General features: G+C 69.1%; 20 protein-coding genes. 12 read left to right on the forward strand and 8 right to left on the reverse strand.

What is annotated here, in order from left to right:
* Positions 1-195 precede the first annotated feature (195 nt).
* Positions 196-948: a hypothetical protein gene (locus tag M6D93_RS18915; protein ID WP_249771722.1), complete on the reverse strand. Its 753-nt coding sequence runs from the start codon at positions 946-948 to the stop codon at positions 196-198.
* Positions 949-1,230: 282 nt separating this feature from the next.
* On the opposite strand from M6D93_RS18915, the gene M6D93_RS18920 reads away from it, so the two are divergent.
* The 6 genes from M6D93_RS18920 (at position 1,231) to M6D93_RS18945 (ending at position 5,563) form a co-directional block, all read left to right on the forward strand.
* Complete coding sequence (locus M6D93_RS18920) at positions 1,231-2,190, forward strand: RDD family protein (protein ID WP_249771724.1); 960 nt, start codon at positions 1,231-1,233, stop codon at positions 2,188-2,190.
* A gap of 2 nt (positions 2,191-2,192) precedes the next feature.
* Positions 2,193-2,615, forward strand: a complete 423-nt coding sequence (locus M6D93_RS18925) for a DUF2752 domain-containing protein (RefSeq protein ID WP_249771726.1) — start codon at positions 2,193-2,195, stop codon at positions 2,613-2,615.
* A 45-nt stretch (positions 2,616-2,660) separates the two neighbouring features.
* Positions 2,661-3,410 carry a hypothetical protein gene (locus tag M6D93_RS18930; protein ID WP_249771728.1) on the forward strand — a complete coding sequence of 250 codons (750 nt, stop codon included), beginning with the start codon at positions 2,661-2,663 and terminating at the stop codon, positions 3,408-3,410.
* Positions 3,411-3,415: 5 nt separating this feature from the next.
* On the forward strand, positions 3,416-4,216 hold the full coding sequence (locus M6D93_RS18935) for an SDR family NAD(P)-dependent oxidoreductase (protein ID WP_249771730.1): 801 nt from the start codon (positions 3,416-3,418) through the stop codon (positions 4,214-4,216).
* Positions 4,217-4,266: 50 nt separating this feature from the next.
* Positions 4,267-4,791: an orotate phosphoribosyltransferase gene (gene pyrE / locus M6D93_RS18940; protein ID WP_249771732.1), complete on the forward strand. Its 525-nt coding sequence runs from the start codon at positions 4,267-4,269 to the stop codon at positions 4,789-4,791.
* 103 nt (positions 4,792-4,894) lie between these two features.
* On the forward strand, positions 4,895-5,563 hold the full coding sequence (locus tag M6D93_RS18945) for a TrmH family RNA methyltransferase (RefSeq protein ID WP_249771734.1): 669 nt from the start codon (positions 4,895-4,897) through the stop codon (positions 5,561-5,563).
* Positions 5,564-5,816: 253 nt separating this feature from the next.
* Here the strand turns inward: M6D93_RS18945 and M6D93_RS18950 are convergent, their stop codons facing one another.
* On the reverse strand, positions 5,817-7,478 hold the full coding sequence (locus M6D93_RS18950; protein ID WP_249771736.1) for an FAD-binding dehydrogenase: 1,662 nt from the start codon (positions 7,476-7,478) through the stop codon (positions 5,817-5,819).
* Positions 7,479-7,541: 63 nt separating this feature from the next.
* Here M6D93_RS18950 and M6D93_RS18955 point away from each other — a divergent pair, with 63 nt between their 5' ends.
* Positions 7,542-9,350 (forward strand): gamma-glutamyltransferase family protein, encoded by a 1,809-nt coding sequence (locus tag M6D93_RS18955; RefSeq protein ID WP_249771738.1) that lies wholly within the window; start codon positions 7,542-7,544, stop codon positions 9,348-9,350.
* Between the two features lie 179 nt (positions 9,351-9,529).
* A complete protein-coding gene (locus M6D93_RS18960; RefSeq protein ID WP_249771740.1) occupies positions 9,530-10,558 on the forward strand; it encodes a sensor domain-containing diguanylate cyclase in 1,029 nt (342 codons plus the stop codon).
* A gap of 64 nt (positions 10,559-10,622) precedes the next feature.
* Here the strand turns inward: M6D93_RS18960 and M6D93_RS18965 are convergent, their stop codons facing one another.
* The 3 genes from M6D93_RS18965 to M6D93_RS18975 form a co-directional block, all read right to left on the reverse strand.
* The gene (locus M6D93_RS18965; protein WP_249771742.1) at positions 10,623-11,606 is read right to left on the reverse strand and encodes an endonuclease/exonuclease/phosphatase family protein; all 984 of its coding nucleotides are present in this window, start codon (positions 11,604-11,606) and stop codon (positions 10,623-10,625) included.
* Positions 11,603-12,451, reverse strand: a complete 849-nt coding sequence (map, locus tag M6D93_RS18970; RefSeq protein ID WP_347343709.1) for a type I methionyl aminopeptidase — start codon at positions 12,449-12,451, stop codon at positions 11,603-11,605. Before map ends, M6D93_RS18965 begins: the two co-directional genes overlap by 4 nt.
* 162 nt (positions 12,452-12,613) lie before the next feature.
* Complete coding sequence (locus M6D93_RS18975) at positions 12,614-14,317, reverse strand: ribonuclease J (protein WP_249771746.1); 1,704 nt, start codon at positions 14,315-14,317, stop codon at positions 12,614-12,616.
* A 206-nt stretch (positions 14,318-14,523) separates the two neighbouring features.
* Between M6D93_RS18975 and M6D93_RS18980 the strand changes: the two genes are divergently transcribed.
* Positions 14,524-14,844 (forward strand): hypothetical protein, encoded by a 321-nt coding sequence (locus M6D93_RS18980; RefSeq protein ID WP_249771748.1) that lies wholly within the window; start codon positions 14,524-14,526, stop codon positions 14,842-14,844.
* 87 nt (positions 14,845-14,931) lie between these two features.
* On the opposite strand, the gene M6D93_RS18985 is transcribed toward M6D93_RS18980, so the two are convergent.
* A complete protein-coding gene (locus M6D93_RS18985) occupies positions 14,932-15,819 on the reverse strand; it encodes an oxygenase MpaB family protein (protein WP_249771750.1) in 888 nt (295 codons plus the stop codon).
* Positions 15,820-16,025: 206 nt separating this feature from the next.
* On the opposite strand from M6D93_RS18985, the gene M6D93_RS18990 reads away from it, so the two are divergent.
* From M6D93_RS18990 to M6D93_RS19000, 3 genes are all read left to right on the forward strand, one after another.
* A complete protein-coding gene (locus M6D93_RS18990; RefSeq protein WP_249771752.1) occupies positions 16,026-18,293 on the forward strand; it encodes a putative bifunctional diguanylate cyclase/phosphodiesterase in 2,268 nt (755 codons plus the stop codon).
* Between the two features lie 197 nt (positions 18,294-18,490).
* Positions 18,491-19,927 (forward strand): pyridoxal phosphate-dependent decarboxylase family protein, encoded by a 1,437-nt coding sequence (locus M6D93_RS18995; RefSeq protein ID WP_249771754.1) that lies wholly within the window; start codon positions 18,491-18,493, stop codon positions 19,925-19,927.
* A 106-nt stretch (positions 19,928-20,033) separates the two neighbouring features.
* A complete protein-coding gene (locus M6D93_RS19000) occupies positions 20,034-22,325 on the forward strand; it encodes a putative bifunctional diguanylate cyclase/phosphodiesterase (RefSeq protein WP_249771756.1) in 2,292 nt (763 codons plus the stop codon).
* Positions 22,326-22,337: 12 nt separating this feature from the next.
* On the opposite strand, the gene M6D93_RS19005 is transcribed toward M6D93_RS19000, so the two are convergent.
* Complete coding sequence (locus M6D93_RS19005) at positions 22,338-22,643, reverse strand: hypothetical protein (protein ID WP_249771758.1); 306 nt, start codon at positions 22,641-22,643, stop codon at positions 22,338-22,340.
* A gap of 144 nt (positions 22,644-22,787) precedes the next feature.
* Positions 22,788-23,510, reverse strand: a complete 723-nt coding sequence (locus M6D93_RS19010; RefSeq protein ID WP_249771760.1) for a hypothetical protein — start codon at positions 23,508-23,510, stop codon at positions 22,788-22,790.
* Between the last annotated feature and the right edge of the window lie 159 nt (positions 23,511-23,669).

Raw genomic sequence — 23,669 nt, forward strand, 5'->3', positions numbered from 1 at the left:
TTGCGGCGAATGGGCAGTTCGGGCGCGAATGGGCGCGTGTAACTGCCCATTGGCATCGGAACTGCCCATTCGCGCACGAGTGGCCGACAGGAGGGCCAGTCGGAACCGCCCATTGGCGTCGGAACTGCCCATTCGCGCACGAGTGGCCGACAGGAGGGCCAGTCGGAAGCAGACGCGGGCCGCCGGCTTCGGTGATTATTCGGGTTGGACGGCCGGCAATACGCCCAGCCAGCGCGTGACCGAAGCCTGATAGCTGAGGACCAGCGAGACCGCCGCGGCGAGCCCCAGAGACACCGGGATCGGGACGGGAATCTGGCTTTGCTTCGCCCAGTAAACGGCGAAGAGGATGCTCGACCACAGGCCGACCGTCAGAAGTAGCCGTCCGGCCAGCTTGCCGGAGATCAGGGCGATCGAACCGATCAGCAGCAACGCCGAGACGCCGAAATCGAGCACACCCAGCATCACGTAGGCGGCGTCCGCGCCCGCATAGGCGGACCGATCGCCGAAATCGCCGGACGAATGCAACAAGCCGATCAAGGCGATCACCAGGAGGCCGAAGATGCCGACCAGCACCCCCAGCACCAGCCCGACGATTCCCGCCCACAACGCGGCGCGAGGCAGTGGACGACGCACGGCGTAGTCCGGAATCGCGGCGGCTGCAGCGGCGGACAGTCCGGCCGCCCGAACCTGCAGCGAGCGGGACGGGATGGGCGAGTCCGCCAGGGCCGGCTGGGGTGATCCCGAACGTCGGCCGGTCCCCACTGCGGCGGCCGCTGACGAAGCAGCCGGGGCAGCCGTTGACGTGTGAGCCCGAGCTGCGACCGGCCGCGTCGAATACGGGTCCTTGAGCTCGCCGCGATACGGGTTGGCCACTGGTGTGCGGGCCAACTGCCGTGCGTCCTCCTTCGGCGAGGGCGCGCGGTAGCGGGGAGCTCCGGACGCGGTCATGCGCTTCACGGTAGCTGCTGCACCTATCGGCTCCGATCCGCTAGGTTCGGCGCTACGGGGTCCGTGCGGGCAGTTGGCATCGCACAGTGGATGTTTGGCTGCGCAGCCTCCGGGTACATCGAAGTTGCACCGAGTCCGAAGTTGCACCGAGTCCGAAGTTGCACCGAGTCCGAAGTTGCACCGAGTCCGAAGTTGCACCGAGTCCGAAGTTGCACCGAGTCCGAAGTTGCACCGAGTCCGACCGACGCACCGTAGACGAATCCATCAGGGAGACGAGTCAAGATGACGCAGTGGGGAAACGACCCCGATCAGCCGGACAAGGGGCATGAGGGAAACCAGCAGCCCCCGTCAGACCCGTGGGGAGCGCCGCCGAGCCAGTCCGCCCAGCCTCCTGCGTCCGACCCGTGGGGCCCGCCGTCCCAGAGCGAACCACCGCAGAACCAGCCGTCCCAGAGCGAACCACCTCAGAACCAGCCGCCTCAGAACCAGCCGCCCCAGTCCGACCCGTGGGGCGCGCCGCCCCAGCAACCGGACTACGGGCAGCAGCCCCAGCCCGGCTATGCGCCGCCGCCGCAGCCCGGCTACGGCCAGCCGCAGTACGGCCAGCCGCAGTACGGCCAGCCGCAGTACGGCCAGCCCCAGCAGCCGCAATACGGGCAACCCCAGTACGGGCAGCCGCAATACGGGCAGCCGGCTTACGGGCAACCCCAGTACGGGCAACCCCAGTACGGGCAGCCCGGGGCCTATCCGGCCGCGCCGGGCTACAACCCCGCCGCGTACGGCCAGCCAGGACTGGTGGCCTTCGCCAACGGTGCCCAGGCGAAGCTCGCGACGGGCATGCAGCGGTTTCTGGCCCGGCTCATCGACAGCGTGGTGTACCTCCTGCTGTACGTGATCTTCCTGGCGATCGGGATCGCCGGGTCCGGCAGCGGACTGGGGCACCTCTACGGCGTCGTGTTCTTCGCGGTGCTCGTGTACTACCTGTACGAGTCGGTCACAGTAGGCATGTCCGGTCAGACACTGGGAATGAAGGCGCTCAGTCTCAAGGTCGTCCGCGACCAGGACGGTGGCGCGATCGGGATGGGCAAGGCGTTCCTGCGCGCTCTACTTCCCACGCTCGGCCTGTTCATCTGCGGGCTGCTCGCGATTCTCATCTGGGTGTCGCCCTTCTTCGACGGCAGCAAGCGTCTGCAGGGCTGGCACGACAAGATCGCCGGCGACTTCGTCATCGCGCTGAAGTAACCATGGCCCGTTCGCGCACGACAGCGTTGCCCGCGGTCCCCTTGGTGACCGCGGGCACCGCCGTGCTCGCGTCCGTCGGCCTGTACTTCGTCAATCCCAACACGACCCACGTCCCGCTCTGCCCGTTCCATGCGGTGACCGGGCTGAACTGCCCGCTGTGTGGAGCGACCCGCGCCACCTACGCCCTGCTGCACGGCGACGTGGTCACAGCCCTGCACGACAACGCTGTGTACGTCCTCGGCCTGCCGCTGCTGTTCTGGTTGGGATGGCGTTGGTACCGGGCGACCGCCGGGCCCGATCGGCCCGGGGCATCCCGTCACCGCCTCATGCCCCGTGCGGTGTTCATCGCCCTGCTCGTCCTGCTCGTCGTGTTCGGCGTGGTCCGAAACCTGCCCATCGGCGCGTTCCTGTCGCCCCCGGCCTGAGTTCGAGGTCCAGCCCACCTGCCCGGCGCCGGTATCCTCCCTCCAATGAGCCCGGATATCGCCGACGAACCGACGGCTGCCCCCATCCGTCCCCGCAGTGTCGACCTGGGGATCTACGCGATCTTCGTCCACTGCGCCTTTTCCGTGGCCGGGGCGCTGCTGACGCTGCCGTACCACGACGAGTTCGTCAGGCGCTTGCACGAGCAGTACCCGAAGAACAGCACCGCAGACATCCACCGGGCGGCTGCGTCAGGACCGGCGATCTTCTTCGCTCTCGTGCTGGCCGTCATCTACATCGTGCTGGCGAAGTTCATCCGGGACGGCAAGAACTGGGCCCGCTGGATCTACGCCGCGATGGCAGTCGTGCTGTTCCAGGACGTCTTCCGGATCACGTCCGTCTTCTCCAAGCTCTACCCGTTCGCCATGGGGCTCGCGGTGAGCCTGAGCGCGCTTGCCTCGATCGCGAGCCTGGCGTTGCTGTTCCTGCGGACGTCCAACCCCTATTTCCGCAAGCCGGGCGTCCAGCGGATGAGTCTCGGCGCGATGTTGCGACCTCGGACCTCCGCCACGGCCGCCGCCCGCGAGCGGGCCGCCGGCGGCGTCCGCCGAACTGGGACTGGTGCTGCCGACGGGGGCGGGGCTGGGGGCGGTCCGGGCGGTTCGGGCGGTTCGGGCGGTTCGGAACCGACGGTGAACCTGCAGAAGGGCACGGATCGGACGGCTCCGGCCGGGACCACGCCGCCGGTGGATCCGCGCCGGCCGCGAGCCAAGTCCCGCAAGTCGGCCGAGCAGTAGCCGGGGTGGCATCCGAGACAACGGCGGAACTGAGCGGCGAACTGACCGGTTGCGCGCTGGTCACCGGTGCGACCGCGGGCATCGGCGCCGCGTTCGCTCGCCGACTCGCCGCCGAGACCCGGGATCTGGTGCTGGTCGCGCGGGACGTGGACCGCCTCGAGTCAGCCGCGACGGAGCTCCGGCGCCGCTACCTGATCCAGGTCGAGGTGCTCCCCGCGGACCTATCGACGGACGACGGGTGCGCCGTCGTGGCCAAGCGCCTGGCCGACCGGGCGAATCCGGTCGATACGCTCGTCAACAACGCGGGCTTCGGCCTTTACGCCCCGTTCGGCCAGGCAGCGCTCGCTGATGAAGAACGGCTCGTCGACCTCAACGTGAGGGCCGTGCTGCGACTGACCTACGCGGCCCTGGAGGGGATGCGCGAGCGAGGACGCGGCGAGATCATCAACGTCTCGTCCGTAGCCGGTTTCCTACCACGGGGTGCTGCCGCGAGTTACGCCGCCGGGAAGGCGTGGGTGACCTCGTTCAGCGAGGGGCTGTCGCTCACGCTGGTTGGGTCGGGCGTGCGGATCTGCGCCGTGTGCCCGGGATTCACGCACACCGAGTTCCACCAGCGCGCCAGCGCAAACATGAGTTCGCTGCCCTCGTGGGCCTGGTTGGAGGCTGACCAGGTCGTGGCGGAAGGGCTGGCCGACGCACGGGCCGGCAAACCGGTCAGTGTCCCGAGCAAGCGCTACAAGATCGCGGTTCAGCTGGCGCGGTTCGCGCCCCGGGGTGCCCTACGCCGGGTGATGGCTCGTCACTAGCCGATCAGGCATGCGTGGACGGGTCCTGTCACCCCGATAGGCTGCCCGACGTGAGCGACCGAGACGATCTGCTGAACCTGATCAAGGAACTGGCCGTGGTACACGGCAAGGTGATTCTGTCGTCCGGGCAGGAGGCCGACTACTACGTCGACCTGCGCCGGATCACTTTGCACGCCAAAGCCGCGCCGTTGGTCGGACGGGTCCTGCGCGAGCTGACCCAGGACTGGGACTACGAAGCGGCCGGCGGTTTGACGCTGGGGGCAGATCCGGTCGGGACCGCGATGCTGCACGCGTCCGGCGGTGAGATCGACTCCTTCGTCGTCCGCAAGGCCGAGAAGAAGCACGGCATGCAGCAGCGGGTCGAGGGACCGAGTGTGGCGGGGCGGCGCGTGCTCGTAGTCGAGGACGTGTCGACCACCGGCGGCAGTCCGCTCACAGCCGTCGAAGCGCTACGCGAGGCCGGTGCCGACGTGGTCGGGGTGGCCTTCATCGTCGACCGTGGAGCCTCCGCCGCGATCGAGGCCGCCGGGTTGCCGTGCCGCTACGCGTTCTCCCTGGCCGACCTCGGACTGTGACGCCATCGTCGAGGTTGCCCCCGTTGCCCTCGTTCGGCGTTGACGTTGCCCTTGTTGCTGGGCCCCCGCCGTTGAGGTTGCCCTCGTTGCCCAACGTCGACGGATGAGCAGGCTTGTTCCGTCCGATCCGCCGGCCCCCGACCGCGATCCCGACGATGCGACCCCCGATCTGAGCGTGGGTGTCGGCCCGCATCCCTTGCCATGGCCCGAAGATGCGCGCCTGGATCCGGAACTGCTCGCCGACGGCGACCGTCGCAACGTCATCGACCAGTACCGGTACTGGCGGCTGGAGGCAATCGTCGCCGATCTCGACACCCGGCGGCACCACTTCGCAGTCGCCATCGAGAACTGGCAACACGATGCCAACATCGGCACGATCGTCCGGACCGCCAACGCCTTCGCCGCGCGCGAAGTCATCATCGTCGGTCGCAAGCGCTGGAACCGTCGCGGGGCAATGGTGACCGATCGCTACCAGCACCTGCGCCACCTGCCCACGGCGATCGAGCTGGCTGACTACGCCGCAGCCGAGGGATACACCGTGATCGGCATCGACAACACCCCCGGATCCGAGCCGATCGAACGCGCCGACTTGCCGCTGCGGGCGCTGTTCCTCTTCGGCCAGGAGGGCCCGGGCTTGACCGCCGAAGCCCATGAACTGGCCGGACGGACGTACTCGATCGCGCAGTACGGCTCCACCCGGTCGATCAACGCCGGGGTCGCGGCCGGCATCGCTATGCACGCCTGGATCCGCCAGCACGCCGACTCCCGTTGACGTTGCCCTTGTTGCGCGTACCGCCCCGTTGACGTTGCCCTTGTTGCGCGTACCGCCCCGTTGACGTTGCCCTTGTTGCGCGTACCGCGGGAAACAACAAGGGCAACGTCAACCCCGGGGCGGCAACAACAAGGGCAACGTCAACCCCGGGGCGGCAACAACAAGGGCAACGTCAACCCCGGGGCGGCAACAACAAGGGCAACGTCAACGCCGGGGCGGCAACAACAAGGGCAACGTCAACGCCAGGGCGGCGTCAGAGGGCCGCGGCGGCGGAGCGGCCGGCGGTCCGTCCGGAGAAGAGGCAGCCGCCGAGGAACGTGCCCTCCAGCGACCGGTAACCGTGCATGCCGCCACCCCCGAAACCAGCCGCCTCGCCCGCCGCGTACAGGCCGGCCAAGGGTGATCCGGCGGCTGTGAGCACTCGGGCCGACAGGTCGGTCTCCAAGCCACCGAGGGATTTCCGGGTGAGGATATTCAGCTTCACAGCGATGAGCGGGCCGGCTTTCGGATCCAGGATCCGGTGCGGAGCAGCGACCCGGGTGAGCCTGTCGCCGAGGTACTGACGGGCCCCCCGGATCGCGGTCACCTGCAGATCCTTGGTGAATCGATTGTCGATCTCCCGGTCGCGGGCCTCGATTTGGCGGCGCAGGTCCAGCACGTCCACCCGCTGCGTCCCGACCAAGGCGTTCATCTTCGCCACCAGACCCTCCACCGTCGGATCGGTGACGAAATCAGCTCCGTGATCGAGAAAGGCCTGCACCGGACCGGGAGCGCCGCCACGCACCCGGCCGAGCACGTCCCGCACCGACTTGCCGGTCAGATCGGGATTCTGTTCCGATCCCGACAGCGTGAATTCCTTCTCGATGATCGTGCGCGTCAGCACGAACCAGCTGTAGTCGAAGCCGGTCTTCATGATGTGTTCCAGCGTCCCCAGGGTGTCGAAGCCCGGAAAGAGCGGGACCGGCAACCGCTGCCCGCGCGCATCGAACCACAGCGAGGACGGCCCCGGCAGGATCCGGATCCCGTGGCCCGGCCAGATCGGGTCCCAGTTCCGCAGGCCCTCGGTGTAATGCCACATCCGGTCCTCGTTCACGATCCGGCCGCCGGCCTCGCCGGTGATCCCCAGCATCCGACCGTCGACGTGATCCGGCACCCCAGCGACCATCGTCGTCGGCGGCTCCCCCAACCGGGCCGGCCAGTTCGCCCGAACCAGCTCGTGGTTGCCGCCGATCCCGCCGCTGGTCACGATCACGGCCTGGGCGGCGAGGTCGAAAGAGCCGACGGCCTCACGCGACGAGCTCTGCCCACGTGCCACGGCCGAAGGTTGCAGGATGCTTCCCCGGACACCGGTCACCGTTGCCCCGGTTGTGGCCAGTTCGTTCACCTGGTGGCGGAAGCGCAACTGGACGAGGCCGGCTTCCTCAGCCGCTCGCACCCGGCGCACGAACGGGGCGATCACCGCCGGACCCGTCCCCCAGGTCACGTGGAAACGCGGCACGGAATTGCCATGCCCGGTCGCCAGGTAACCCCCGCGCTCGGCCCAACCGACCACGGGGAAGAACCGGACGCCCTGGTCGTGCAACCACGATCGCTTCTCGCCCGCGGCGAAGTCGACGTAGGCCTCGGCCCACAGCCGCGGCCAGTAGTCGGTGTCCCGATCGAAGCCTGCGGTACCGAGCCAGTCCTGCATGGCCAGTTCGGCTGAGTCCTTGATCCGCAACCGGCGCTGTTCGGGCGAGTTGACCAGGAAGAGGCCACCGAAGGACCAGAAGGCCTGACCGCCCAGCGACTGCTCCGGTTCCTGGTCGAGCAGGATCACCTTCTTGCCGGCGTCGGCGAGCTCAGCCGTCGCCACCAGCCCCGCCAGGCCGGCGCCGACGACGATGACATCCGCGGTGAAGGCAGTCTGGACCATTCGGCCAGGCTAGCGGGGGCGGGCAGCGCGCGCCGGGTGGTGACGGGTAGGAATGGCTGGGTGATGACAACGCGCCCAGAGCTGATCGGTTCGTTCGGCATGGTGGCCAGCACGCACTGGCTCGCGTCGGCGGCCGGAATGAGCGTCCTCGAGCGCGGCGGCAATGCCTTCGACGCCGCGGTAGCCGCCGGGTTCACCCTGCAGATCGTCGAGCCGCATCTCAACGGTCCCGGCGGCGACATGCCGGCCGTGGTGCACAGCGTGGCGGACGCCCGTCCGTGGGTGATCTGCGGGCAGGGGGTCGCTCCGCGGGCCGCCACGATCGACCGTTTCACGGACCTGGGACTGTCCCTGGTGCCGGGCAGCGGGCCGCTGGCCGCGACCGTCCCGGGGGCCTTCGGCGCGTGGACGACGATGCTCGAACGTTGGGGTAGCTGGGAACTGTCCGACGTCCTGGCGCCCGCACTGCACTACGCCGAGGCCGGTTTCCCGCTGCTGGCCACGACCAGGCACACGATCGAGTCCGTCCGAACGCTGTTCCTGGACCATTGGCCGACCTCGGCCGCGACCTGGCTCGATGCCGGGACAACCCCGAAGGGACGGACGTGGCGGTCTCCGGGCACGGCCGCGACCTATCGCCGGGTGCTGCGCGAGGCCGTCGGGTCCACCCGCGAAGCCCGGATCGGCGCGGCGCGGCGGGCCTGGTACGACGGCTTCGTCGCCGAGGCCATCGATGCCTTCGGCCGGAAGGCCTTCCGCGACACCTCCGGTCGCAACCACGCGGGCCTGCTCACCGCCGACGACCTGGCCGCCTGGCACGCCGGTGTCGAGGACCCGGTGTCGGTCGATTACGCCGGGCGGTTCGAAGTGTTCAAGACCGCCGCGTGGGGCCAGGGCCCGGTGCTCCTGCAGCAACTGCGGCTGGTGGAGGCCGCGGGGATCCACGACCTCCAGGCCGGCTCCGCCGACTGGGTGCACCTGGTCACCGAGGCCTCCAAGCTCGCCTTCGCCGATCGGGAGGCGTGGTACGGGGACAGTCCGGACGTGCCGGTGCAGGCGCTGCTGTCGGGGCAGTACGCCGCCGAGCGGGCGGCACTCATCGGCGACGTGGCCAGCCACCAGCTACGGCCAGGGCGAGTCGAGGGTCGCAACCCCGTTCTGGCCGAGCTTCCCGAGGCTTCCGGTGGGGCTCCGGGCGTCGGTGAGCCGACACTCGGCCAGCTGCCTGGCGCCGGCCCGTCCTCCGGAGACACCTGCCATGTCGACGTCGTGGACCGCTGGGGCAACCTGGTCTCGGCCACGCCCAGCGGCGGATGGCTGCAGAGCGCGCCGGTCATCGCCGAACTCGGCTTCTGCCTGGGCACCCGGGCTCAGATGTTCTTCCTACAGCCGGGACTGCCCAACTCCCTGCGTCCCGGAGTCCGCCCCCGCACCACGCTGACCCCGTCATTGGCCTACCGCGACGGAAGTCCGTGGCTGGCCTTCGGGACCCCTGGTGGCGACCAGCAAGATCAGTGGCAGCTGGTGTTCTTCGCACGGGTGGCCGCCGCCGAAGCCGCCGCCGAAGCCCCCGGCACCGGCGGCGCGCGCGTCGATCTGCAGCAGATCATCGACGAACCGATGTTCCACCACAACCATGCCCCGTCCTCGTTCTACCCGAGAGACGCTCACCCGGCGGAGCTGATCGCCGAGGATCGGCTGGGGGACGACGTCCTGAACGAGCTGGCACGACGAGGCCACGACGTGGTTCGCGTGGGCGACTGGCGGCTGGGCCGACTGTCCGCGGCGGCCTATGAGCGAGGCCCGGACGGGATCGAGCTGCGGGCGGCCGCGAACCCCCGCGGCTCACAGGGCTACGCCGCCGGACGTTGACTGCTGGCCCGCTGCCGCGGGCCGTGACCGTGACCGCCAGACGGCGGTGCGGCCGGACGGCTGTGCGGCGGGACGGCGGTGCGGCCAGAGGGCCGTGTGCATGGACGGTGACGTGGTGCCAGACTGCGCCTGCGTGCCGGACACTAATGAACGTGGTCCACACTGCCGATATACCGTCCATGAGCGCAACCTCGGCGCAGACAGCGACGCCGACCCCCAGCAGTCCCTCCAGCAGCGAAGAGCTTCGCGTCGCGGCGCTGCGCATGCTGAACGTGATGGACCGTCCCAGCGATCCCGGCCTGGAAGGTCTGGCCCGGCTCGCGGCCTACATCTGCGGCACGCCGACGGCGGTGGTGAACCTGATCGACGCCGACCGCCAGCATTCGGCCGCCGCGTACGGGTTCGCCCCCGTGGATCAACGCCGCGAGGACTCGATGTGCGCGGTGGCGGTCGACAGCAAGGAGATCAGCTACACGCCGGACGCCAGCATCGACCCCCGGTGGGCGAGAAATCCTTTCGTCACCGGAGTGATCGACGAAGTACGGACCTACGCGGCCGCCCCGCTGATCCTGCCCGGCGGCGAGGTCATCGGAACGATGTGTGCGTTCTCCAAGGAAGTCAGCTACCTGTCCCGGGTGCAACTCGAACGCCTTCGCGACGTTGCCGAGCTCACGGTGAAGATGCTGCAGCTGCGCGATGAGACCTCCCGCCTCGGGCACGCGGCCACTCGGGACCAACTGACCGGCTTGCCCAACCGGTCGCTGCTGCTGGAATCCCTCGACCAGGCGCTGGCCCGAGCCAGCCGAGGTGAGGCGCAACCGTCGCTGGTCTTCCTCGATCTCGACGAGTTCAAGGTCGTCAACGACACCTACGGACACAGCGTCGGGGACGAACTCCTGCGGGCGGTCGCCGATCGGTTGCTGCAGTGTGTGCGTGCCTCGGACCTCGTGGCCCGGCTGGCCGGCGACGAATTCATCGTGCTCTGCTCCGGCTCGTCGACCGGCGGCCTGCACTGGCGTATCGACGGGCTGCTGGATCGGCTGCGCGCCGCCTTCACCCGCCCGTTCCCGCTGTCGGTCGGTAACGTCCGGGTCGGCGCTTCGCTCGGGCTCGCCTACGCGGGCCGGGACGGCGACGACGCCGCGTCCCTGATCGCGCACGCCGACTTCGCGATGTACGCCGACAAGCGCATCCGAGCAGGCCGCTGAACGAGCCGCTCACCGAGCCCCTCACGGAGCCGCCCACCGAGCCGCTCAGCCGGGGAGTACCAGCTCAGCCGGGCAGTACCAGCCGGGCGATCAGGGCGCGATGATCGGAGCCGGGCACGTCGACCCGCAGCACCGTGGGAGCTTGAATGCCGCGCAACAGCACATGGTCGATGGCGATCGTCGGCGGCACGCTCGAACCGACCGGGTAGCTGCGCAGGCTCCCAGCGCCGGCTTCCTCCGCCGCGTCCCGATAACCGCCTCGCAACAGGCGGCGGAACTGCGCGTTGTCCCAGGTGGCGTTGAAATCGCCGCCGACCAGCACCGGATCCGCGCTGCCGACGGAGCGCAATTCCCGCGCCAGCGCTGGTAACTCCCGCGTCCACCGGATCGCCGGAACTGGATACGGCGGCGCTGGATGCACGGCGAAGATCCGGACGGGCAGGCTCGGACGCCCGCCTTCGGCCGGGTAGGTAACCGTCGCCGTCACCGCGGCGAAGCTGAACTCCGGCAACGTCCGGCCGCCCGCGAGTGGATAGCGGCTCCACACGCCGGTGCCGAACGCCGGGTCCGCTCTGCTCTGGCCGGTGTCGACGTACCGATAGGGCAGCAACTGGCCCAGCCCGGCGCTGAGCAGGCGCTGGATCTCGGCCGCGGGCTGCTCCAACAGGGTCAGCACGCTCACATCGTGCTCGCGGACCAGCGCCACCACCGCATCGGGCGATCCCACGCCCAACGCCAGGTTGGCCGACATCACGGTGATCGACCGCCCGGACAGCGTGACGCGGTCGGCCACGTAGAGCGGCAGCTGGGTGAGCACGCCGACGAGCAGGACGGCGGTGGCCGCGGCGACCGAACGCCACCGGCGACCGGCAACGAGCAGGCACCACCCGGCCAAGCCGGCGAACAGGAGGTAGGGGACCGCCGAGGCCGCCACGATGAACAGCTGTTGGTCCACGCTCAACCAGTGGGCGACCAGACCCAGCGCGGCCAGCGCGGTTCCCGCACGACCGAGGTGGGCCGGCGCGTTCGCCAGCCGTGGGCCCGTCATGCAGTGACGGTCAGGATTTCGGCGCCGTCCTCGGTGATGTGGATGCTGTGTTCCCACTGCGCCACCCAGGACCCGTCCTGCGTGACGACCGTCCAGTCGTCGGACCACATGTCCCACGCGTAGCCGCCGAGGCTGAGCATCGGCTCGACCGTGAAGGTCATCCCCGCCTCGATCAGGGTCGTGCCCCGCGGCTCGTCGTAGGGAAAGATCGTCGGACGGGTATGGAAGGACGGTCCGACGCCGTGGCCGGTGAAGTCCCGGATCACGCCGTAGCCGAAACGCTTGGCGTAGGACTCGATGACCCGGCCGATGACGTTGACGGGACGGCCCGGGCGAGCCGCCTTGATGCCGCGCATCATGGCCTCGTGCGTGCGCTCGGACAGCAGGCGCAGCTCCGGCGACGGCTCGCCGGCGAAGAACGTCGCGCAGGTGTCCCCGTGGACGCCGTCGATGAACGCGGTGACGTCGATCTTGACGACGTCACCGTCCTGCAGGGGGAGGTCGTCCGGGATGCCGTGACAGATGACCTCGTTGACCGAGGAGCACAGCGACTTCGGAAAGCCCTTGTAGCCCAGGGTCGAGGGATAGGCACCGTGATCGAGCAGGTACTCGTGCCCGATCCGGTCGAGCTCGTCGGTGGTCACGCCGGGAGCGACGTGTTTGCCGACCTCGTCGCGCGCCGCCGCGGCGATCGCCCCGGCAACCTTCATCCGGGCCACCGTCTCGGCCGACTTCACCGGCACGTCGTCGAAATCCCAAGGCTCGGTCGGCTTCTTCGGCACGTAGTGAGGACGGACGATCGCGGGCGGCACGTCCAGGCGCGGCGAGATCCGGCCCGGTTGCATCCGAGCCCGATCGACCGGCCATCGCTGCTGAATCTGGTCGGATGCGCTCACCGAAGCTCAGCCACTCTCACTCGCACGCTCCTGCCCTCCTCGCTGCGATGCTCGCTCATACCTCGTCCTCAATCGCTGCGCTCCTCGCTCGTTCCTCGCTGCGATGCTCGCTCACACCTCGATCACTTGCGGCATCAGCATCGGACGGCGGCGGTAGGTCTTGTCCACCCAGCGACCAACGGTACGACGGACGATGTGGGCCAGGGCGTCGGCGTCACGAACCCCGTCGACGACCGCCTTCTCCACGATCCGGATCAGCTCGGCGCGAATCGGATCGAGGGCATTCGGATCATCGGTGAACCCACGCGCCGTCAGTTCCGGACCGAAGACGACCTTGCCCGCATGCAGATCCACCGCGACGAGGATCGAGACGAAGCCTTCGTCGCCGAGGATCTGGCGCTGCTTGATGACCTGGTCCCCGATGTCGCCGACGGCCAGCCCGTCCACATAGACATTGTCGATCTCGATCTCGCCGACGACCGAGGCGACGCCGTCGGCCAGATCGACCACCACGCCGTTCTCAGCCAGCATGATCTGGTCGTCGGTCATGCCGGTCGAGCGCGCGATCGCGGCGTGCGCCCGCAGGTGTCGCCACTCGCCGTGCACCGGCATGAGGTTGCGAGGCCGCACGGCATTGAGCAGGTAGCGCAACTCGCCCGCCGGGGCGTGTCCCGAGACGTGCACGAGGGCCGTGGACTTGTGCACCACGGTCGCGCCGAGCCTGGACAGGCCGTTGATCACCGTGAAGACGGAGTTCTCGTTACCAGGGATCAGGGAGGACGCGAGCAGGATCAGGTCGTCGGACACGATCCGGATCGACGGATGCTCCCGGTTGGCCATGCGCGACAGGGCCGACAGCGGCTCACCCTGCGACCCGGTACAGACCAACAGCAGCCGCGAGGACGGGATGGAGTCGGCGTCGGCCAGGTCGACCAGGATGCCCTCGGGAACCTTGAGCAGGCCGAGATCCCGCGCGATCTGCATGTTGCGGACCATCGACCGTCCGACCATGGCGACGAGCCGACCGGACTCCTCCGCCGCGTCGAGGACCTGCTGCACTCGGTGCACATGCGAGGCGAAGCAGGCCACGATGACGCGCCCCTGAGCCTTGGTGATGACATCCGCGACGACCTTGCCCACGTCGCGCTCGCTCGGGATGAAGCCGGGTACCTCGGCGTTGGTCGAGTCCGACAGCAGCAGGTCCACACCCTCATCGCCGAGGCGGGAGAAGCCGGGCAGATCGGTTATCCGGCCGTCGAGTGGGGTCTGGTCCATCTTGAAGTCGCCGGTGTGCAGAATCGTCCCGCCCGGCGATCGGACCGCAACCGCTAGGGCGTCGGGGATCGAGTGGTTGACGGCGTAGAACTGCAGGTCCCACGGTCCGGCCTTGATCCGCTCACCCTCGCGCACGATCTGGGTCACCGGGCGGATCCGGTGCTGCTCCAACTTGGCGGTGATCAGCGCCATCGTCAGGCGGGATCCGATCAACGGGATGTCGGGCCGGGACCGGAGCAGGTAGGGCAGAGCGCCGATGTGGTCCTCGTGGCCGTGCGTCAGGACGATGGCGTCGATGTCGTTGAGGCGCTCGGCGTAGGCCGACCAGTCCGGCAGGCCGAGGTCGACGCCCGGAGCGTTCGTCTTGCCGAGCAACATTCCGCAGTCGATGACCAGCAGCCGAGATCCCAGCCGGGGGAACCGCGACTCGAACATGGTCATGTTGCGACCGACCTCGCTGATGCCGCCCAGGGCGACCACCCGCAGAGTGCCGTCGGAAAGGCGGCGGGGTGTGGACAATTTTCTGTCGGGGGTGCTCATGCTGCGTCCATGATCGTGCGGATCTCCTCGATGTCGGTGGGCCGCGAACGGCCGTGCGGACCGGATCACCCGTGGACCGGACACGACCGCCGCTTGCGCCGCATGCCAGCCTCGGCAGCGCGGGAGCTCGGCGGGTCATGCTCAGCACCAGTTCTCAGGGCCCGTCTTCTGCCAGATTAGCGGTTACGTCCTCTAGCCTCTTGGCAATGAAGTCCTCCGCGACCATCCAGGCACTCGCCCTCGATACGAGCCAGGTCAAGACCTACGGTCTCGGGGCCATCCTGGTGGTGGTCCTGATCGGGCTCCTCGTGTCCTTCGTCGTCACCAAGATCGTCACCAAGATCGTCACCATCGTCGTGATGGTGGTGCTCGCCTTCGTCCTCTGGGGGCAGCGCCAGCACGTGGTCGACTCCCTGGACAAGCACGCCAAGAACTGCGACGCCACGTTCTTCGGCGTGCACGTCAAGGCCAGCAACGACGCCGTCAAGGCCGCGTGCGCGAAGGTGGCCAAGCAAAACGGTTCGTGACGGGGCCGGCAACAAGGGCAACCTCAACGCGACCGGGCCGGCAACAAGGGCAACCTCAACGCGACTGGACCGGCAACAAGGGCAACCTCAACGCGACTGGACCGGCCCGGAACCCATCGCCCAGCGGATCGTCCGGACCGCGGCCTGTCCGGCCAGCCGCACGCCGGTCGCCTCGGTCACCGGCAGGTAGGGCAGCCGCAGGGGCCAGCGGGTCCACAGCGGCATCATTGCGACTGCCGAGGCACTGAGCAGGGCGTAGCCCGTACGAGCGGCCGCCGGCAGCGGAGGCGACAGCAGCAGGAACCGGGCCGCGTCCCGCGCTTGCGGGGTGCCGGCCAGTTCCGGGCGGAAGGCCGCCAACTGCCGATCGAGTTCGGACACGGTCGTCGGGGCGTCCACGACCCCCAGGGCGGCCGCCACCCGAGCGGTATCGGCAACGTAGCCGTCCCGCTCGGCCGCCGTCAGCGGCTCGGCGCCGTAGCGGTCGTGGGCCCGCAGAAAACTGTCGACCTCGGCCAGATGGACCCAACTGAGCAGGTGCGGGTCAGTCGCGGAGTAGGACCGGCCGTCCGGCGTGACGCCGTTGACCCGCCGGTGGATGCCCCGGATCCGCGCCACCATAGCCTCGGCGTCCTCGGCGGTCCCGAAAGTGGTGACGGCGAGAAAGTGACTGGTACGGGCGAGCCGGCCCCACGGATCGCCCCGGAAGCCGCTGTGTCCGGCCACGCCCGCCATGGCGAGCGGGTGTAACGACTGCAGCAGCAGCGCCCGCAAGCCTCCGACGAACATCGCGGCGTCGGCGTGCACGCGCCGGATCGGCCGGTCCTCGGAGAACCATCGCTCGCCCTCGCTCAGATGCACCCGGCGCGCGCGTTCGACCCCCTCGGCTCCGGCGACCCGAGTGAACAGTTCGGTCGCCAGCGCCCGCCGTGCGTCCGAGACCAGGTTCACGGGCAGCGCGCTCAACGGGGTCATGAAACCAGTCTGCCTCGGCCGAGCGGACTCCGGCGCCGAACAGCCGTCCCCGTGGGGTGGCTGCCTCGAATATCGACAAGCACCTCATTCCGATCACCGCGGCGCCGATGTGAAGGAATATCGCCCGTGGCCGGGCCGGGCAACGACCGACCGCCGCGATTCGAAGTCCGGCGAGTACTGGTGTCCGCACGATGAGGGGTAGCCGCGTGAGCAGTGCATCGCTACCGACTCTGCCTCGTCGGCGGCCACTGGACCTTGCGCTGACCGTCACGCTCTGGCTGGCCGCCAACTCCGCGTTGTCGCTGTACCTGTTCGCACGCGGCGACGACCGGGTGCAGATGATCTGGGCCTTGCTGCTGTTCTTTCCGTTGCTGCTGGTACGGATTTCCCGGATCACGGTGCGGTTGCGGATCCGGCGGCGCGCGAACCTGGTCCTGATCGCCGCGGTGGGAGCCTGGGGTTCGGCCGGCCTGTGGCTCTACCTCGCCGACGACGTGAGCCTGGCCGCTTTTCCACACCCTCCCGAGCTGCTGTTCCTGTTCAGCTACGTCGGCTTCGCGGCGCACCTACTGCTCGACGCGCGGTCACGCCACCTGGGCAGCTGGGCGTCCTGGCTCGAATCGGTCGTACTGTGCGGCGGGGCGGCGTGCCTGGCCGGCGCCCTGTTCCTGGAGCCGCTGGCGCGGGCCTCCGGCGCAACCGGCCTGGCCCTGTTCACCGCACTGCTCTACCCGTGCCTGGACATCTCGATGCTGGTCGTCATCCTCATCCAGGTCATCGTGCGAGCCCGGGCCCTCAACCGGTCGACGGTCGCGCTGCTGGCCGGCTGGCTGCTGTTCGTCGCCGCCGACTCCGGCTTCCTGGTCAATGTCTCCAACGTCACGTTCTTGCAGCAGCCCGCGGTCGGGGCGTCCCTGTGGTTCGGTGGCCTTCTCCTGATGACCGCCAACGCGGCCCGACCGGTCGACGTGCTGCCCGCCGGCCGGCGCAAGCACGGCGCGGTACCGATGCTGCTCGCAGCGGCCTCGGCGATCGCGGTGCTGATCGTCCGGCCCCTGGACCATTCCAGCCCCTACCTGGTGCCCATAGCCGTCGCAACGCTGATCGCGGCGGCCGGCCGGATGACGCTGGCCCTGCGCGAGGCCAACGGCGCCGCCGAGGCACTGGCGCTGTCGCGGACCGATGACCTGACGTTGCTGCCGAACCGGCGCGCCGTGCTGGCCCGGATCGACCACGCGCTGGGCCTGAGCCAGCCGTTGGCACTGATCCTGTTCGACTTGGACGGGTTCAAGGAGATCAACGACACGCTCGGCCATGGGGCCGGTGACACCGTCCTGCAGATTGCCGCCAACCGGGTGCGCGAGAGCCTGCCGGCGGAATCGCTGGTCGCCCGTCTCGGAGGCGACGAGTTCGCGGTCGTCCACGACGGCGACGACGAAGCCACCCTGCTGGCACACGCCCGCACGGTGCTGGCCAGCGTGTCCGAACCGATGACCGTGGAGGGCATGACGCTGAGCGTGAGCGCTTCGATCGGGGTCAGCGTGGCCAGCAGGAAGGACGTCTCCAGTACCGACCTGCTGCGCCGCGCCGACGTGGCGATGTACCAGGCCAAGCACGACCGGTCCGGCGTGCTGATCTACGACCCGGACCGGGACGACTTCTCCCGGCACAAGCTCCAACTGGCCGAGGACCTGCGACGCGGCCTTGCGCAGGGCCAGCTGCGGGTCTACTACCAACCGCAGGTGGACGCGGCTACCCGCCGGCTGCACGGGGTCGAGGCCCTAATCCGGTGGCAGCATCCGCACCTGGGCTTGTTGACGCCGCCCCAGTTCCTGCCGGTCGCCCGGCGCGCCGGGCTGATGATGGCGGTGTCCGAGCTGGTCCTGGCGGTCGCGGTCGCCGACATCAATCGGTGGACGAGCCGCGGCGCGCTGGCCGACGACCTGCGTGTGTCGATCAACTGCGCGCCGGCCGAGCTTCTGAGCCGGACGTTCCTGCCGGTGCTGTTCAAGGCCTGCGAACAGGCGGCGGTTCCCCCGGATCGGCTCGTCGTGGAGGTCACGGAGGACTCGTTCCTGTCCGAGCCCGGACGTGCCCGCGACATCCTCGCCGAGATCCGTCGCCATGGGGTGGAGATCTCGATCGACGACTACGGCACCGGGTTCTCCTCGCTGAGTTATCTGCGGGATCTTCCGGTCAACGAACTCAAGATCGACCGCTCGTTCATCAAGGCCCTGCGGCAGGACCCGCGCAGCCGAACGATCGTGTCCTCGACCGTGCAGATGGCCGGCGCCCTGGGCATGCGCACGGTGGCCGAAGGCGTCGAGGACGACGAGACGATGCACGAGCTGACCGAGCTGGGCATCGACCTGCTGCAGGGCTATGGGATCGGACGGCCGATGCCCGCCGAACAGCTGGAAGGCTGGCTGGCCGGCTGGTACGCGTTGTCGGCCAACGAGCTCGCCGGCAGCTGACACGGATCAGACGCTTCCCCGCGTCGTTGAAACGCTGAACGCGCATGAAACGGCTTACCGTTTGACCCGCATTCACCGGTTTGAGCACCGAGAAAACCGAGAATTTCACTCTCGGCGACCGTTTGGTAACCCCAGGGCATGATTAGATGACGTGAAGCGGCGTCTGTCCGCTCTTGCCCTCACCGGAGTGCGACCCCATGCATCAGCCGAATCCCGAGGAGCTCGCTGCCCTCGACGAGCTCAGAGACTGGGCTCGGCATCGGCTCACCGATCGCGACGGTCCTTGGGTATCGCACCCGACCACGTCAGCCGGGTTGCCCCAATCCGGGACCGAGCCTGCCGTCCACTCACTGCCCGCGATCTCGCCGGCCGGCGTGGGTCTGACCCAGGCGTGGCACACCCTGCGCGACGTCCTGCTGCCCAGCACCGTGCCGACCGACCACCCGCGCTATCTGGCCTTCGTCGCCGGCGCGCCGAGTGTGGCCGCGGCCATCGCCGACATGGCCCTGTCCATCGGCAGCGTCTATGCCGGCAGCGAACTCGAGGCCGGCCTGGTTGTGCGGGCCGAGGCCGAGGCGATCCAATGGCTCGCCGCCCTGGCCGGACTGCCCCCTGGTGCGCGCGGGGCCTTCGTCAGCGGTGGTTCGGCCGCCAATCTCTCGGCCCTGGTCGCAGCCCGCGCTGCCCGGGCCGAGCGCGCGGCTCGCGCCGCCCGCGACTCCGGTGCCCCGGCCGCTCCCCATTCGACAGCCTGGCCGCACCCGGGCATCGTCCTCGCCTCGGCGAATTCGCACTCCTCGGTCGCGGCGGCGGTCGAGATCATGGGGTGCGAGCTGCGGATCGTCGGCGAGGTGGACCGTCCGATGCTGGCCGCCGATCTCGCCCACGCCCTGCGCGAGGTCGACCCCGCCGACGTCATCGCGGTGGCGGCCATCGCGGGTGCGACCAACACCGGCCAGATCGACGACCTGGACCGGATTGCGACGCTGTGCGCGCGGCACGGGCTCTGGCTGCACGTCGACGCCGCCTACGGGGGCGCGGCCCTGCTCGACAAGCGGGTCACCGACGACTTCCTCGGGCTGGAGCGCGCCGACTCGCTGGTCATCAACCCACACAAGTGGCTGTTCACGCCGTATGAGTCCTCAGCCCTGCTGTACCGCAACCCCGACCAGGCCCGGCGCACCCACGCACAGCGCAGCCACTATCTGGACGCGGTCTCCGACGGGGACAACCCCGCCGACTACGCCTTCCAGCTCAGCCGCCGAGCTCGCGGGCTCCCGCTGTGGCTGTCGCTGGTCGCCAACGGCACCGACGCCTATCGGACCGCCGTGGAACGCTGCGTGGACCTCGCCCTGGAGTCGGCCGCGCTGATCCGGGCGGACGAGCAACTGACCCTGCTGTCCTGCGAGCTCTCGGTCGTCGTCTTCGAGCGCGTCGGCTGGTCCCGGCTGGACTATGCGCACTGGAGCGTGTCCGCCCTGCACTCGGGACTCGGGCTGGTGACGCCGACGACCTACCGTGGCCGGCCGGCGCTGCGGTTCTGCTTCGTCAACCCGCAGACCGCCGTCTCCGACGTCCGGGCCCTGCTCGCGTCCTTGGGCGGAGCCCTGCCACCCGGCGTGTCGCAGACCTAGCGCGTTCGACTCATGTTAAGTACTGCCGCGCCGATCTGAATCCCGTACGGCATCGAGCCGAGCGGGGGTGAAGGGCGCGCACCAGCGCGACGACTCAGTGATGGTGATGCATCGACGGGACGGCCAGGGGCATGGCTTGTTGAACAAGCTGTCCTCGGTCACAGGCGTGCTCTGCTGGGCGCTGCTCTGTATCGCCGCCGCCGTGGGCCCGACGTTGGGCGCGCACCCGTCGGCTTACCAGAACGTCCTCGTCAGCTTCAGCATGGTCTTCTTCCCGCTGCTGCTCATCCGGGCCGTCCTGATCACCCTCACCAGCCCCGGTCGCCGGCGCGCCCTGCTGACCCTAGTCTCGGGGCTGGCCCTCTGGTCCACCGGGTCGATGACCCTCAACACCAACCAGATCCCGGACGTCACCAAGTTCCCGGCCCCCGGTGAATGGCTCTTCCTCGCCGCCTACCTGTGCCTGGCGGCCTACCTCATCCTCGACCGCACCAGCCGGATGACCTCAGCGGCGACGACCTGGCTGGACGCGGTCGTCGTCTGCGGCGGCACGACCTGCGTCACCGCCAGCGTGCTCATCACCCCGATCTCCTCACGTTTCGGCGCCTCGGGCCTCCCGCTGCTGGTGGCCCTGCTCTACCCGATCATCGACCTGATGCTCGGCGTGCTCGTCGTCGGTCAGATCGCGCTGCGACTGCGCAACGACCTGCTCGGTTCACTCCAGTTGGTCAGCGGTTTCGTCCTGTTCGCTTTCGCCGACGGCCAGTTCGTGCTGAACCTGCACACCGGGACGTACTCCTACTCCTGGATCCAGGACGTGGCCTGGGGCTTCGGCTTCGCCCAGCTGATCACCGCCGCGGCGCGGCCGACCCGGACCGCGCGGGCGCTGCCGCGACGCCAGGGGCCCACCGTCCTCGTGCTGTCCTCCGCCGCCGCCGTCCTCGTCCTCGCCTTCCGGCCCTCGGGCGGTTTCGGGCCGCTGCTGGCCGTGACCGCGATGGTCACCCTGATCGCCGGCGGACTCCGGCTGGCGGTTGCCCTGCGCGAGGCCAACGGCGCGGCCGAGGCCTTCGCCCTGTCCCGGACCGACGACCTGACCCTGTTGCCCAACCGACGTGAGCTACGAGCCAAGCTCGACGAGGCGGTGGCCCGTCGCAAGCAGTTCGGCCTGCTCATCCTCGACCTCGACGGCTTCAAGGAAGTGAACGACACCCTGGGCCACTCCGCCGGGGACACGGTGCTGCAGATCTCCGCGCACCGGATCCGGCAGCTGCTGCCGCCGGAGATGCTCACGGCCCGGCTGGGCGGCGACGAGTTCGCGGTCCTGGCCGAGGGTGACGAGATCAGCCTGATGGAAGCCGCCCAGCAGGTGATCGAGGTGATCAGCGCCCCCCTCGTCGTCGACGGCATCGAACTGCTCATCAAGGCCTCGGTCGGGATCACGGTCCGCGGCGAGGGCGACACCTCGGTCGACCTGCTCCGGCGCGCGGACGTGGCCATGTATCAGGCCAAACGGGCCGAGGTCGGCGCGCTGGTCTATGACGCCCACGCCGACGACTTCTCCCGCGAGAAGCTCGAGCTGGCCCGAGATCTGCGCCAGGGACTCACCGAAGGTCAGATGGTCCTCTGGTACCAGCCCCAGATCGAGGCGTCCACCGGTCAGCTGTGCGGCGTCGAGGCTTTGATCCGCTGGAACCACCCGCAGTACGGCATGCTCGCGCCCGCGGTGTTCCTGCCCGCCGCTCGCCGTGCCGGCCTGATGGCCCAGATCTCGGAGGAGGTCGGGCGGCTCGCGGTCAACGATCTGCTGAACTGGCGCTCCGACGGCCTGCAGATGCGCGTCGCGATCAACTGCGCACCGCCCGAACTGCTGTCCGGGGTGTTCCTGCCGCGGCTGTTCGAGCGCATCGATCGGGCCCAGCTTCCCGGCGACAGCCTGGTGATCGAGATGACCGAGGACGTGTTCCTGTCCGACCCGGAGCGCGCCCGCACCATCATCGCCGACATCCGCCGGCACGACGTCCAGGTCGCGATCGACGACTACGGCACCGGCTTCTCCTCGCTGTCCTACCTGCGGGATCTGCCGGTGCAGGAATTGAAGATGGACCGCTCGTTCATCTCCGCGATCCGTACCGACGAGCGCAGCCGGATGATCGTCGCGTCCACCTTCTCGATGGCGCAGGCCCTGGGCGTGCGGATGGTCGCCGAAGGGGTCGAGGACGCGGCGACGGCGGCCGACCTGGTCGCGATGGGCGTCGACGTCCTGCAGGGGTACCACGTCGCACGCCCCATGCCGGCCGCCGACATCGAGGGCTGGATTCGCCGGTGGCGGTCCATGGCCCATCAGGTCGGCTCGCTGCGCGACGCCGGGCCTTCGTCCGGATCCACCGCCGCCTGAGGCGGCCCGGTCTCAGAACTGGTCGGGTGAGGAGATCGCTTCGGTGATCATGAAGTCCGGCGGGATGCTGGTGTCGCCACCCACGCTGGCGATGAACGACTGCAGATCGGGAGCGCCGAAGAACTTCTCGAACTGCTCCGCGCTCGCCCACTCGTCGACGATCATCACCATGCCGTCGCCGACCCCGAACCGATGGTGCAGCGCGCCTTCTGGTCTGGCCTGCTCGGCGATTCTGGCGAACTCGTCCCCGCGGTCGTGCAGCGCCTGCTGGAACTTGGTGGTGTCTCCGTGGATCTTGCCGATGATGAGCACGCTCATCGCTCTACCCCCGTAGGGTCCCGGCGGTTGCAGCGGGACGTCCGCCGCGTCTTGATGCGGCACCATAGCTGCGGTCGATCACCCGGACAACGGCAGAAATTGACGGATCAGCGCATCGGCTGCCGCGCGGGTGGAAAGGCGGGCTCAGGCCGACAATCGCTCCGATTCTTCGACGACGATCGCGGCCGGGACGCGCGGTTTCATCCGGAATCCCTCGGTGTCGGGCAGGCTGATGCCGTCCAGGCCGACGCCGAGACTGATCAGCCGATGGGCCTCCGGATTCACCCGGCGCTGGGTGCGCACCAACTGCTCGCTGAACCCCCACAGCGGAGTGCTGATCGGCGAACCCAGGTACGGTCCCGGAGGCGCACCCGGGAAGCGGTGGCACTGCAGCCCGATCGCTCCGAACACCCGACGCGCTCGCTCGTCCATGATCATGACGATGCCGTCGACCTCGTTGACGGTCCATCCCCGGACCAGCGCGTGACACAGCGCAGCGGACAACAACATCCCGCCGGCCGCGCCCTTGCGCACCCCGAAGGTCGCGACGTCCCAGAAGTTGTCGAGGGTCAGGCCGGCCGCGCGCCCCGCCTGACGTCCGTTGACGTTCCACGGCGGCCGGCTGAGGTCGTTGACGGTCTTCAGGCCGAGGGGGGAGGGCGTGATCAGCCGGATGCAGGCCACCGCGTCGCCGTCGGTGTCGGTGACGGCGATGAAGGACGAGGTCGCCTCGTACGGGCCGTATTCCTCGGCCAGTTCTTCGGTGGTGTTGCCGTAGGCCTGGAGGAACACCTCGGCCTCGCACTGTTCGGCCGCCGATTTGACGTCGCCACGGGCGTCGAAGTGCAGGGTGTAGTCCACTGGCACGGGTGGCCGCCTCTTGTCACGGTTGCTGCAGGTGCCATCCGTGGCTGCGGAGTCTCAGACTATGGGCAATGCCAGGGTTGGTGCAAAGTTCTATGCCTCCCCCGGCTTTGTTCTATGCCTCCCCCGGCTCTGTTCTACGCCTCCCCCGGCTTTCGCGGC

The organism is Jatrophihabitans telluris (assembly GCF_023516435.1).
GTDB lineage: Bacteria > Actinomycetota > Actinomycetes > Mycobacteriales > Jatrophihabitantaceae > Jatrophihabitans_A > Jatrophihabitans_A telluris.